Source organism: Bacillus cereus group sp. MYBK195-1 (genome assembly GCF_051916605.1).
Classification (GTDB): Bacteria; Bacillota; Bacilli; order Bacillales; family Bacillaceae_G; genus Bacillus_A; species Bacillus_A cereus.
Genome location: NZ_JBQAGZ010000011.1, coordinates 1 through 13,394, shown reverse-complemented (window position 1 = coordinate 13,394; position 13,394 = coordinate 1). Strand labels below are relative to the sequence as shown.

The following is a 13,394-nucleotide window of genomic DNA, read 5'->3' as shown; positions in this document are numbered from 1 at the left end:
ATGTACTGATAGTAGTTTAAGTATATATTTTATAATAAATCATCTCAATATGAAGACCGTTTCAACCTTATGTCTTGTACAAATATCCATTACAAAGTCCTAAAATCCTCCATACTCTCTCCAAGAATATAGTGTGAAAACCACATCAAGTTCTGCTTCATAATAGCCACATGAACTCCTGGTTGGTCAGAACTATATGCCATTCCTTTAAATATAATTAGTTCTGTATCAACTTCCATATCCTTTAACCCTTGATGTAATTCATATGCATTTGTAATTGGTATTCTTGCATCCTTTTCGCCATGTTGGATTAAGGTAGGCGTACAGGCTGATTTAATATATGTCATTGGTGATGTTCTCTTATATATATCTGGATCATTCCATGGAGTATTTCCTAAATACATTCTAATAAAGTAAGGGATATCTGTATTTGCATAATGGGTACTCCAGTTAGTAATTCCTCCCCCAACTGAAATAGCTTTAAACCTGCTACTAAATGTAGAACAGAAAGCTGATACATATCCACCGTTGCTCCATCCCATAACTCCTACTCTATCTTTATCTACTATCCCTTGATCAACTAGTTTATCAACTCCTGATATAACATCGTCGTAGTCAGCAATCCCCTGTTTTCTATAGTTAGCTTTTAAAAATTCATTACCATAACCTGAACTTCCTCTGTAATTTGGCTCTAAAACGATAAAGCCTTTTTCAACAAACTGTTCAATCGGATATTTCTCATTGAAGCAGTCTGAAAATATCGGAAAAGATGCCCAAGCCGGACCACCGTGAATTACTACTAATAAAGGATATTTTTTATTAGTGTCAAACTCTACTGGCGTTGATAAAACACCTTCTATTTCAAGACCATCACTACTTTTCCATGAGATGATTTCCCTGTTACTTTTAAGTTTCCCTTTGAAAAAGCTATTTTCATCCGTTATTTTTTTATCGTCTAAATAGATTTCAAAGGTTTCATTTGTTATAGCCTTATTATAGGTTATATGATTTCCATCCTTTGTTATAGAGGCATCCATTATAAAGCCATCTACCTTGTCGCTTAATGCTTCCACAGTGCCATCTTCAGCTAGTAATCCAATACGATAATTCGTTTTATCCTGCCATCTAATTAAAATTCCTTTAGCTGTCCACTGTAATGGCATAACTGTACTATCAAAGTTTGTTAGAGGCTGAATTACCTCTCCAGTATTCATATCATATATCTCTAACGTACTATCTTGTATATGGTTTCTATAGTAATCCTTCTCTCTTATGCTTGCTGTGTAACATATTTTACTGCCGTCAGGAGAAAAGCAAACACTCCCTCCCAACAATTTATCCACATTCAGCTTTTGTAGCTCTCCAGCTTTAATATGGAGTATGTATAGATCTCCATTTATATAATCTGCCATATTTGAGCTTGGTGTCGCCATAAATACAACCTTTTTACCATCATTTGAAATATCAAATTCATGGATATGAAAATCCTTACCATCCGTTAATTGATAAACAACTCTGTTCTCGTGTTCATCTGTATCACTTTGTATCACCTTTTCTATTTCAATGTAATATAAACAATTATTCTGGTGTTCCTTACCAATATGTTGAAAATCTCCATATAGGTCCTTACGTTTCTTTATCTCCTCACATTCTTTTGACTGCGTAACATAATAAAGCTCCTTGCCAGTAGGCCCCCATTCGAATGTACTGACTCCTTCTTTCTCATCAGTAATTTGAACTTCGCTATAATCATCTAGCGACTTAACAAATATCTGATTTTCCCCATCACCAACTGGACTAAGATATGCGATACACCTAGCATCTGGAGACCATAATGGGTGTGTACTATCTATATCCCCATTTGATAATGGGTAACTCTGCTTCTTATCTTTTTCATATATCCATACATGATTCCTATATGTATTGTCTTTCCAATCAGCCGTCTTCTTAACAAATGCTACGTTTTTACCATCATCACTTATGTTTGTACTTGATACGGTTGGTAATGAAATAATCTCTTCTATACTTAAATATGTTTTTTCATTCACTTTCATCAATATCCCCCCTTGAAATGTCCATAAATCTCTCGTCTCTTTTTTCCGTAATAAATGAAATTGTTCACGAATACTTAAAATGATAACGGAAAATTCAGATAAACAAAAGTGGATTCGACAAAGTAAAACTTTAATCTATAGAGTTCTATCCACTTACCAATTCTAGATGTTCTTTTTCGACACAAAAACACCCCTTTTAGATACAAATTTGTAAATTTATTTTAAAGCTATAACTATATGTTGGTTTGAAATAAAATTTGATAAAAATGAAGTCATAAATCTTTATTTAACAACAAAAAAAATTCATTTTGAAAAAGCGATTGATCAAAATAGAATTACTCTTTCTAACTAAGTATGAGATTTTTTAAAAAAAATTTTAATCAAAACTCACTTAGAATCTTTACTTGAAGGAATAAAGCTTCGCATCTTTTTTGTGAACATCGTTAAACTAAGATAAATTTTGACCGCATCTGTAATTAATTGTAAAATATTATACATAGAAAGGTATTATAAAATAAATATAGAAGGGGTATGTTTTTTAGTTTTAAAGGGGCTAAAGCACATCTATTTTATGTTTTTAGAGGGAGAATTGAAAAATCATATGAAGAATTTCAAAAAGAGTACAGGTAAAATTTTACTAGCATCCGGATTAGTAGTTTCTATGTCAGCTTGTAGTGTAACTAATTTATTTGGAGAAAAAGAAAAAACAAATACTGAATCTGGTAAACAAGAAAGTAAAGAAACTAAGACAGAAGGTAAATCATCTGAAACAAAGGAAAAATCAACTAACTCAAAAGAAGAAAGTAAAGATGTTAAGATGATTATGGTTTTACCTGAGGATTACCCACAACTTATGGTAGACATTGAAGAAGACTTATTAAGACGTCTAGATTACTATGATGCTTCTGTGAGGGATAATAAAAAGGGAAGTAAGTCAAATGAAGAGGTACGAGATAGTATTAAAGACTTAGATAAAGTATTTAATAAAATAGAGCGTATAGATGCACCAGGAAAATATAAGGAAGATCATAAGGAAATTGTAAAAGCTGTTCAAAAGTTAAAAGAGTCTTTCAAAGAAGTAGCGAAGTTATTTGATTACTCTAAAACACTTAAAGATACGGATGATGCAATCATAGATAAAGCAAACAATAAATTAGATGAAGCAAAACGCATTTGGAAACCTGTATTTGATAAGTTAAAAGCGGAAGCTAAGGGTGGTTCAACAACTACTTCTACAACAAGTGGTACTAGTTCTTCTAACTCACCGAGTTTATCTAGTGGTAATACAGTTAAAACATACAGTACCCAAGATACAACTGGTATATTCAAAGGAAAAATTGATACACCAGACGAGGATTCCGCTAAGTTTAAGAATGTACAGAACAACTATAAAGACGGTACAGAGCTTGTAGGTAATTGGGGTATTGATTACGGAGACGGAGTCAAAACTACGTTAGTCCTAAAAGCAGATAAGACATTTGAAACATATGCAAATGGTTCTTATCCAAATAAAGATAATTACTTAACAGGAACATACCAAGCAGACGTTTCTTCCCATCAGTTAACCCTAATGGTGGAAAAAGGAACTCAAAATGGTCAAGAAGTGAAATTGGAAAGACCTATTTATTCATCATATGAGGTTAAAAATTTAGATGGTAAAGCATTACAGATTTTCCACATAGACGAACAAGTAACAATTTGTTATGTAAAACAATAAATAACTAAAAGAACTCTGTAAAATGATTTTTACAGAGTTCTTTTCTTAGTTTTAATTTATTATAAACGATCAGACTTTTTTATAAACTATCAAAATTTTTTTCAAACGCATAACTATATTTATTAACCTACCAATCTCCTACTCAACAGTAACAGACTTAGCTAAGTTACGTGGCTTATCAACGTCACACTCGCGGTGAAGCGCTGCGTAGTACGAGATAAGTTGTAATGGAATAACTGCTACTAGCGGTGCTAGTGCTTCGTGTACAGCTGGTAATACGAAGCTGTCACCTTCCATTTCTAAGCCTTTCATTGAGATGATACATGGGTTAGCTCCACGTGCTACTACTTCTTTCACGTTACCACGAATTCCAAGGTTTACGTGCTCTTGTGTAGCAAGTGCGATAACTGGTGTACCATTTTCAATTAAAGCGATTGTACCGTGTTTTAACTCTCCTCCAGCGAATCCTTCTGCTTGGATGTAAGAGATTTCTTTTAGTTTTAACGCACCTTCTAATCCTACGTAGAAGTCTACGCTACGTCCGATGAAGAAACAGTTACGCGTTGTTGCTAAAAATTGTTTTGCTAATGCGTCCATTTCTTCTTTTTGATCACAAAGTTCTATCATTGCATTTGCTACAAGTCCTAGTTCGTGTGTTAAATCGAAATCAAGAACTTCACCTTTTGCTTTAGCAATATCAGCCGCTAAAATTGAAAGTACTGCAAGCTGTGCTGTGTAAGCTTTCGTTGATGCAACTGCAATTTCTGGTCCAGCGTATAACGGAAGTGTATAATCAGCTTCACGAGAAAGCGTAGAACCAGGCACGTTTGTAATTGTTAATGCTTTATGACCCATTTCATTTGTTTGTACAAGTACAGCACGGCTATCAGCTGTTTCACCACTTTGTGAAATGTAAATGAAGAATGGTCTTTCTGTTAATAATGGCATGTTGTAAGAGAATTCACTTGCCACGTGTACTTCAACTGGCATTTTTGCAAACTTCTCGATAAATTGTTTTCCAACAAGACCTGCATGATAACTCGTTCCACATGCAATGATGTAAATACGATCGCTATCTAAAATCGCATTGCGGATGTCTTGATTTAATTCAATTTCGCCATTTTCATCTTGATACTTTTGAATTATATTACGGATTACAAGTGGTTGCTCATCGATTTCTTTAAGCATGAAATGAGGATATGTTCCCTTTTCAATATCACTTGCGTCTAATTCCGCTGTAAACGGTGCACGTTCAATCGTTTCACCTTGTAAGTTTTTAATTGTAATACTTTCTTTCGTTACGATTACGATTTCTTTATCCATTAACTCAATGAATTGATCTGTAACTTGTAACATCGCCATAGCGTCGCTTGCCACAACATTAAAGTTGTCACCAACACCTACTAATAGCGGGCTTTTGTTTTTAGCAACATAAATCATGTTTGGATTTTCAGCATCAAGTAATCCGATTGCATAAGAGCCATGTAAAAGAGATAGCGTATTACGGAACGCTTCTTCTACACTTAATCCTGTGCTCACTTGTTGTTCCATAAGCTGTACGATAACCTCTGTATCTGTTTCACTTACGAACGTTACATCTTGTAAATATTCCTTTTTCACTAATTCATAGTTTTCAATTACACCGTTATGAACTAATGTAAAGCGTTTTGATGTACTTTGATGCGGATGCGCGTTTACTTTACTTGGAACACCGTGTGTAGCCCAGCGTGTGTGTCCGATACCTACGCTTGCTGCTACGTTCTCATCTACGATTTCACGAAGTTTTGCGATACGGCCTTTTTCTTTGTATACAACAACACCGTTCTCTGCTTGTACTGCAATACCTGCTGAATCATATCCACGATATTCTAGCTTTTCTAAACCTTTTAATAAAATTTCCTTTGCATCTTGCTCTCCAATAAATCCTACGATTCCACACATGTTTAGTCGCCGTTACAAATGCTTACACTGCTCTGCGAACATGTAACGACATAGTCCGATACCATTTTTATTTATACTAAAAAACGGATTACATATTGCTAGCCCTGTAAGCTTGTAACGGCTTTCACCTTCCTCTCGATTGGGTTTAAGTCCGTATATACTTATACAGCTAGTTTTCATCCGTTCCTCTTCTCTCATCACACTTTCACCTTTGTCCACTAAGTCACCTTAATGATTTAAGTAAAAGCTTGCGGTTGTGATGAACAACCGGGAGTCATCCGCCGAAATCTCGATAAACCCCACCTCGTCAACTACACTATTTGTAGTTCTGGCGCTTTTATAATTTACAATATTTCCTTTGAGAAAAAGAACAAGACCATCTTATAACAAACATGGATAAACCGTCAATGAAATTTTTTTCATCGTCTATAAAACATATGAAAAAGGAGCACTTTTTGTGCTCCTTTTTCATATAAATTCAGCTAATTATTCAGCGCCAACTTCGGCTTTCACAACTTCTACAATGCGATGTACATATGCATCACAAACTTCTTGTGTTGGTGCTTCTGCCATTACACGAATAAGTGGCTCTGTTCCAGATGGGCGAACAAGAATACGGCCATCACCGTTCATTTCTTCCTCTACAACACGAATAATTTCTTTAATTTTTTCATTTTCTAATGCTAATTTTTTATCTGTTACACGAACGTTTACTAGCAATTGTGGGAATTTCGTCATTTCTCCTGCAAGCTCAGATAATGGCTTTTTCGTCATTTTCATGATGTTTACAAGTTGAAGTGCACTTAACATTCCATCACCAGTTGTAATGTAATCAAGTAAGATAATATGGCCTGATTGTTCTCCACCTAGGTTGTAACCTCCGCGCTTCATTTCTTCCATTACGTAGCGGTCACCAACTGCTGTTTTATCACTTGTAATATTATTTGCTTCAAGTGCTTTGTAGAAACCTAAGTTACTCATAACAGTTGAAACAACTGTATTATGTTTTAATTGACCAGTTTCTTTCATGTACTTCGCACAAATGAACATAATTTGATCACCGTCAACGATGTTTCCTTTTTCGTCTACAGCAATTAAACGGTCGCCATCGCCATCAAAAGCAAGTCCGATATCCGCACCTTTTTCTTTTACCAATTCAGCTAAGCCTTCTGGATGTGTAGATCCTACACCCTCATTAATATTCATACCATTTGGAGAAGTTCCCATCGTTGAAATATCAGCTTCTAGGTCTGCAAATAAGTATGGAGCTAGAGAAGAAGTTGCACCATGTGCACAATCTAAAGCGATATGTAGGCCAGAGAAATCTTCTTCAACAGTTTGTTTAATGTACTGTAAATATTTTTGTCCACCTTCAAAGTAATCACTCACTTGTCCAAGATTAGTACCTGTCGGACGTGGTAGTTCATCAACTTCTTTGTCTAATAAAGCTTCAATCTCAGCTTCTTGCTCATCTGTTAATTTAAAGCCGTCTGAACCAAAGAATTTAATACCGTTATCTTGTACTGGATTATGAGATGCAGAAATCATAACACCCGCTTGTGCGTCTAGTGCTTTTGTTAAATAAGCAACGCCCGGTGTAGAAATAACGCCAAGGCGCATTACTTCTGCTCCAGTTGATAATAGCCCTGCTACTAAAGCTCCTTCTAACATATGGCCAGATACACGTGTATCACGACCGATAATTACTTTTGGACGATCTGTATCTTTTGTTAATACATAACCACCAAAACGTCCAATTTTGAAAGCTAATTCAGGTGTTAACTCCTTATTTGCAACTCCGCGTACTCCATCTGTACCAAAATATTTACCCATTATGATTCGCTCCTTTTTCTTGCTCTTTTTGATTGTGATTATCTACTGTTGGTTCTTGACTCGTTTCTTTATCTTTATCTTTATCTTGATTTTGATTTTGGTTTTGATTCTTTTCCTGTTCTTTTTCTGAATCAGGTTCAGGATTTTTTGGTTTCTCATTTTGATTTTCTTGATCGGTGTTTGAATCCGGTTGTTGACCGTTACCCTGTACTTCTTTATCTGGTTTTTCTTTCTTCACAATAGTAACTTTAGCACTTTTTTGTTTTGGCTCTATTGAAATATTACCAGGACCACTCACTTGAATGGAAATATCTTTCGTTCCTGGAGATACATTTTGCAGATTAATTACCGCTGTTATTTGAGCAGCTGTTATTTTATCTACTATACTTGCTTCTCCTGAAATATCAACACTTATCTTTCCATCTTGCGGCGAAAGTAGCTGAGCAGTAACATCTTTAGAAAGTCCATTTTTCTGGATTGGGATACCATCAATCGTTTTTGTTTTCGTTTGTTTTGTTTTTTGCACTCCCACCGAAACCTTCACTTGATTCGGTTTTGCACTTGTTACACCCTTGGGTAATAAAACAGAGGCATCGAATGTTGTAGACTCTGTCAATTGACTAAGATCTACTTCGACCCCCTCTAGCGATTGTATATTATCCAAAATATCTTTTGGACCAACTATAGTTACTTCTCTCGGCTCAACACTGATATTTGTAACTGCCAATCCTTCTGCTAAACTCCCCTTCTTCGTATACGTTACAGGAACAGTTTTTTCAGTATTATTGGCTGTAGTTTGCGTTGCCACATTCAACGTTACACTAATCTTAGATGGACTTGTTCTTACATTTAAACGTTTTCCTTCTTTATTGTATAATGTAACTTCGGGCGTTTTTGTAACAGTTTTATTAACACCTTTTAAATCAACATACGCTTTGGCAGATGAAATACTTTCAATTTCTTCTTTCGTCCCAACTACCTCAACAGTATCCGGTTTAAGGCTTGATTTTTCTAGTGTAGTCCCCGCTGGCATCTGATCCTCATTTGATAATTTCAGATCTACATGAACATATTTTCTCGCCTTTTCATGAAGAGTAACTTTAATTGTTGATGGCTGAACTGTTCCTTTCACATCATCTGGAAGCCCGTTCGTTTTTAAAGAAATCTCATAAGTTCCTTTTGGACTATCTCGCAAATCAATCGGTATATCAAATTGTTTTTTTGCTTTTGCTGTAGCAACTGATGCTTTTGGGCCTTCTAATTTCACCTTAACGCCCTCTGCTGGAATACCACTTACAATATATTTCTCCTCATCATACTTAAGATTAATAGCATAATTAGTTAATGTTTCTTTCGTATCATTTGCAAAAGGTAATATACCTGATGTCGTATTTTTTTCAGTTAACGTCGCTGACATAAAAAGCATACACGCCAATAGTAATGAGATCCCTTTTAAAAACCAATGATTCTCCATTAACTTATCCATGACGCTTTCTCCTCCAATTCCATAAAGACGAAGAAGTCGTTTTTTCGTTTCCACTAAATTCAGCTAATAACATATCCTTCAGCTGTTCTGTCTTCAAATCACGATGCAACTTACCATTTTTCGTTAAAGAAATTTGACCAGTTTCTTCAGACACAACTACTGTAATACTATCAGTAACTTCACTAACTCCCATGGCAGCACGATGTCTAGTTCCTAATTCTTTAGAAATAAACGGACTTTCTGATAATGGAAGATAGCATGCTGCTGCTTTAATTGTACTTCCTTGCATAATTACCGCTCCGTCATGAAGAGGTGTATTTGGAATAAAAATATTAATAAGTAATTCCGATGATACGTTTGCATTAAGCGGAATACCCGTTTCCACATAATCACCCATACCGGTCTCTTTTGACAAAGTAATTAATGCACCAATTCTACGTTTCCCCATATATTCGGTTGCTTTTGCTATCGCTGTTGCAACCATTTCAGGTTCATCATCCTCATTTGTTCCAACACGCGAAAATAAACTTCCGCGCCCTAGCTGCTCAAGTGCTCTTCGCAATTCTGGCTGAAAGATAATAATAACGGCTAAAAATCCCCACGTTAATACTTGTTCAGTTAGCCAAGATAGCGTACGCAATTCAAGGAAAATACTTATCATCTTAACGACGATAATAACTGTAATCCCTTTTAAAAGTTGAACAGCTTTCGTCCCTCGGATTATAAGAATTAGCTTATATATAATAAACCATACAATGGCAATATCTAATGCCGTACTAAGATATTTCAAAATGGTCGTATCTTCAAAAGGCATGCTATCCCTTCCTCCTACTTACGAGCAATTCTATCCATATATTGAAATATTGTTTTATGCTCTATCTGTATGTATTTCCAACAACTAGTTAATTATACCATACATGAAACAAACGACAATTACAAACAACCCCCTTTAGCTCAAATTGGTAAGATGTCAAACATTTTTATTGTACAGTATAATATAAATCATTATTATACGCCTATTTTCAAATAAAAAAAGCAACTTCTCAGTTGCTTTTCTTACATTTATTTTAGTTTTTCACCGAATAAAGAACCCATTAAAGCAACTGCTGTTGTTGCCGTTCTATTTCTCTCATCTAAAATCGTATTTACCTCAACAAATTCAGCAGATGTGATAATATCAGCTTCTGCTAACATTTCCATCGCCAAATGACTTTCACGATAAGATAGACCGCCAATTACAGGCGTTCCAACACCTGGTGCATCATGAGGATCAAGACCGTCTAAATCTAATGATAAGTGTACACCATCAGTATGAGATAAATATGCGATTGTTTCTTCCATAACAGCCGTCATCCCCATACGATCAATTTCATGCATTGAGAACACTTTAATACCTTCATTGCGAATGAAATCTTTTTCTCCTTCATCCAATGCACGTGCACCGATAATTACGACATTCTCTTTTTTCACCTTTGGATATGCTCCGTACAAATCTACAAGTGAAGAATGTCCATAACCTAAACTTGCTGCAAGTGACATACCATGAATATTTCCAGATGGTGAAGTTTCCTCTGTATTTAAATCACCGTGTGCATCATACCAAATAACGCCTAAGTTTTTATAATGTTTTGCTACACCAGCTAATGTACCGATAGCAATACTATGGTCACCACCTAATACAAGTGGAAAACGACCTTCTTCTATAATATGATCCACCTTACTTGCTAATTCATTACATACAGTTGCAACTTGTGTAAGGTTTCTTAATTTTGTATTTTCATCTATCTCTTTTTCTCTCTCTATACATATATCTCCCATATCTTTAACGTCATATCCAATTTCTTCAATTCTTTCAATTACCCCTGCATAACGGATCGCGCTCGGTCCCATATCAACTCCACGACGCATCTGTCCTAAATCCATTGGAACTCCAATAACTGAGATTTCTTTTTTCATAGATAGTATCCCCCTTTTATGCCTTCACTAAATATTTTAAATCTTTTATATAGTCTGACTCAACTCGACATTTTTCTGTATGGATATACAATTTATGCACTTATATTCATACTGAAAACCAAATTTCAAGACTATTCTATGTATAAAGTTAACTTAATGAAACAATCGCAATCACTATTATTAAATAATAATAATAAAACACTCCTACATTTAGAAGTGTTTTTCTGATGCTATTTTCCATACTATTGCAATATTTTTTGTTGTCATTTCAATATTTTCTTCTGCTACTTTATATGCTTCTTCTAGTGTCATCGGTCTCGTTGTAATACTAAATACCGCATCTATTCCTTTCTCGTACACAGCTGAATAATCAGATGATACAGACCCTCCAATAGCAATTACAGGCACAGAAAAACGTTTTGCACGCCCCGCAACACCCACAGGAGCCTTTCCATATGCAGTTTGTTTATCTATTCTACCTTCACCAGTTATAATGAGATTTGCATCTTCTATATGTTTATCGAAATTTGTATAATCTAATACAATTTCAATGCCCCTTCGCAAGTCTCCCTTTAACACTGAAATAACAGCCGCTCCCATTCCTCCCGCTGCCCCTGCACCAGGTATTTCAGATACATCAAAAGATACATATCGTTTAAGCATATTCGCATAATGTTGTAAATTCTCATCTAGCTCTTTCATCATCTCTACATTTGCACCCTTTTGTCTCCCAAATATGAAAGATGCTCCCTGCATTCCGACTAATGGATTATCCACATCACATGCCGCTTCTATCTTTACCCCCTTTAAGCGTGGGTCCATTCGTGAAAAATCAATAGCAACAATCGAATGTAATGTGCCTCCAGATGGATCTATTATTTCACCCTTGTCATTTATAAATCTTACTCCTAAAGCTACTAACATACCTGCCCCACCATCATTCGTAGCACTTCCTCCAAGTCCTAAAATTATGTACTCCACTCCTTGATCTAACGCATGTAATATAAGTTCTCCTGTTCCTTTTGTCGTTGTAATAAGTGGGTTGCGCTTTTCAACTGGAACGTGCTGTAATCCTGATGCTGCTGCCATTTCAATAAACGCTGTCTTTTTATCTTTAGAAATGCCATAAAAAGCTTGTATACCTTCTCTAAGCGGTCCTGTCACACTAATTGATATAATTCTCCCCCCTGTAGCATCAACAAGTGATTCAACCGTCCCTTCTCCTCCATCTCCAATTGGTATTTTCACATACTCTGCATTAGGAAAAATTGCTCTAAAACCTCTTTCAATAGCTCCACATACTTCTATAGCTTTTAGGCTTTCTTTATATGAATCAGATGCAATAACAACTTTCACAATTATCTCCCCATCCCTTATTTTTACGTTTTCTTCATTTTAAACGACAAGTATAAAAGCTGTCTTTTTAAACACAAAAAAAGCTTACATCATATGATGTAAGCTTTTTTATTTAGATGGAGCCTAGCGGGATCGAACCGCTGACCTCCTGCGTGCAAGGCAGGCGCTCTCCCAGCTGAGCTAAGGCCCCTTATTAATTAAGCGGAAGACGGGATTCGAACCCGCGACCCCAACCTTGGCAAGGTTGTATTCTACCACTGAACTACTTCCGCAAAAATGATGAGCCATGAAGGACTCGAACCTTCGACCCTCTGATTAAAAGTCAGATGCTCTACCAACTGAGCTAATGGCTCGTAAATGGCTGGGCTAGCTGGATTCGAACCAGCGCATGACGGAGTCAAAGTCCGTTGCCTTACCGCTTGGCTATAGCCCATTAATATTTACTAGTATGGTTATCTTTTCAAAAAAATAAACCCTCTCAGGTTATTTTAAAGAAAATGGTGGAGGGGGGCAGATTCGAACTGCCGAACCCGAAGGAGCGGATTTACAGTCCGCCGCGTTTAGCCACTTCGCTACCCCTCCGACATTTTAAATATATATGGTGGAGGATGACGGGATCGAACCGCCGACCCCCTGCTTGTAAGGCAGGTGCTCTCCCAGCTGAGCTAATCCTCCAAAAGTGGTGACCCGTACGGGATTCGAACCCGTGTTACCGCCGTGAAAGGGCGGTGTCTTAACCACTTGACCAACGGGCCAAAAAAGTTTTAAACCTATTCCCAAGCTTCCAACCGGGCTTGAACCGGTGACCTCTTCCTTACCATGGAAGTGCTCTACCAGCTGAGCTATGGAAGCATAATGGCTCCGCAGGTAGGACTCGAACCTACGACCGATCGGTTAACAGCCGATAGCTCTACCACTGAGCTACTGCGGAATAATATTAGCCTGGCAACGTCCTACTCTCACAGGGACAAGGTCCCAACTACCATCGGCGCTAGAGAGCTTAACTTCCGTGTTCGGTATGGGAACGGGTGTGACCTCTCTGCCATCATTA

General features: G+C 36.5%; 9 protein-coding genes, 9 tRNA genes and 1 rRNA gene. 1 reads left to right on the top strand and 18 read right to left on the bottom strand.

From position 1 onward, the window contains the following. Nucleotides 1-89 precede the first annotated feature (89 nt). Nucleotides 90-2,054: a S9 family peptidase gene (locus ACTFRY_RS27340; protein WP_141541510.1), complete on the bottom strand. Its 1,965-nt coding sequence runs from the start codon at nucleotides 2,052-2,054 to the stop codon at nucleotides 90-92. 589 nt (nucleotides 2,055-2,643) lie between these two features. On the opposite strand from ACTFRY_RS27340, the gene ACTFRY_RS27335 reads away from it, so the two are divergent. Next, nucleotides 2,644-3,771: a DUF3994 domain-containing protein gene (locus ACTFRY_RS27335; protein ID WP_098617148.1), complete on the top strand. Its 1,128-nt coding sequence runs from the start codon at nucleotides 2,644-2,646 to the stop codon at nucleotides 3,769-3,771. Between the two features lie 138 nt (nucleotides 3,772-3,909). Here ACTFRY_RS27335 and glmS read toward each other — a convergent pair whose 3' ends face one another. The 17 genes from glmS to rrf form a co-directional block, all read right to left on the bottom strand. Next, on the bottom strand, nucleotides 3,910-5,712 hold the full coding sequence (gene glmS, locus ACTFRY_RS27330; RefSeq protein ID WP_000334163.1) for a glutamine--fructose-6-phosphate transaminase (isomerizing): 1,803 nt from the start codon (nucleotides 5,710-5,712) through the stop codon (nucleotides 3,910-3,912). A gap of 12 nt (nucleotides 5,713-5,724) precedes the next feature. Next, the gene (locus ACTFRY_RS27325; protein ID WP_001206405.1) at nucleotides 5,725-5,910 is read right to left on the bottom strand and encodes a hypothetical protein; all 186 of its coding nucleotides are present in this window, start codon (nucleotides 5,908-5,910) and stop codon (nucleotides 5,725-5,727) included. A 288-nt stretch (nucleotides 5,911-6,198) separates the two neighbouring features. Further along, nucleotides 6,199-7,545, bottom strand: a complete 1,347-nt coding sequence (glmM, locus tag ACTFRY_RS27320; protein WP_000521476.1) for a phosphoglucosamine mutase — start codon at nucleotides 7,543-7,545, stop codon at nucleotides 6,199-6,201. Next, on the bottom strand, nucleotides 7,538-9,031 hold the full coding sequence (locus tag ACTFRY_RS27315) for a CdaR family protein (protein ID WP_098617145.1): 1,494 nt from the start codon (nucleotides 9,029-9,031) through the stop codon (nucleotides 7,538-7,540). Before ACTFRY_RS27315 ends, glmM begins: the two co-directional genes overlap by 8 nt. Beyond that, nucleotides 9,024-9,845, bottom strand: coding sequence for a diadenylate cyclase CdaA (gene cdaA / locus ACTFRY_RS27310; RefSeq protein WP_001115698.1), 822 nt, complete (start codon nucleotides 9,843-9,845; stop codon nucleotides 9,024-9,026). The genes ACTFRY_RS27315 and cdaA overlap by 8 nt, the downstream gene beginning before the upstream one ends. 248 nt (nucleotides 9,846-10,093) lie before the next feature. Further along, on the bottom strand, nucleotides 10,094-10,987 hold the full coding sequence (gene rocF, locus ACTFRY_RS27305; protein WP_000711563.1) for an arginase: 894 nt from the start codon (nucleotides 10,985-10,987) through the stop codon (nucleotides 10,094-10,096). A gap of 210 nt (nucleotides 10,988-11,197) precedes the next feature. Continuing rightward, a complete protein-coding gene (locus tag ACTFRY_RS27300) occupies nucleotides 11,198-12,343 on the bottom strand; it encodes a glycerate kinase (RefSeq protein WP_098617146.1) in 1,146 nt (381 codons plus the stop codon). A gap of 117 nt (nucleotides 12,344-12,460) precedes the next feature. Beyond that, a tRNA-Ala gene (locus ACTFRY_RS27295) sits at nucleotides 12,461-12,533 on the bottom strand. Between the two features lie 10 nt (nucleotides 12,534-12,543). After that, nucleotides 12,544-12,615: transfer RNA gene (locus tag ACTFRY_RS27290), tRNA-Gly, on the bottom strand. A gap of 8 nt (nucleotides 12,616-12,623) precedes the next feature. Next, nucleotides 12,624-12,696: transfer RNA gene (locus tag ACTFRY_RS27285), tRNA-Lys, on the bottom strand. A 5-nt stretch (nucleotides 12,697-12,701) separates the two neighbouring features. Continuing rightward, nucleotides 12,702-12,776 (bottom strand) — tRNA-Gln (locus ACTFRY_RS27280). A 65-nt stretch (nucleotides 12,777-12,841) separates the two neighbouring features. Continuing rightward, a tRNA-Tyr gene (locus ACTFRY_RS27275) sits at nucleotides 12,842-12,925 on the bottom strand. Between the two features lie 17 nt (nucleotides 12,926-12,942). Then, nucleotides 12,943-13,018, bottom strand: a tRNA-Val gene (locus tag ACTFRY_RS27270). Nucleotides 13,019-13,023: 5 nt separating this feature from the next. After that, nucleotides 13,024-13,098: transfer RNA gene (locus ACTFRY_RS27265), tRNA-Glu, on the bottom strand. A 24-nt stretch (nucleotides 13,099-13,122) separates the two neighbouring features. After that, nucleotides 13,123-13,195, bottom strand: a tRNA-Thr gene (locus tag ACTFRY_RS27260). A 4-nt stretch (nucleotides 13,196-13,199) separates the two neighbouring features. Continuing rightward, a tRNA-Asn gene (locus tag ACTFRY_RS27255) sits at nucleotides 13,200-13,274 on the bottom strand. Nucleotides 13,275-13,283: 9 nt separating this feature from the next. After that, nucleotides 13,284-13,394: ribosomal RNA gene (gene rrf, locus ACTFRY_RS27250) — 5S ribosomal RNA — on the bottom strand; the annotation flags it as partial.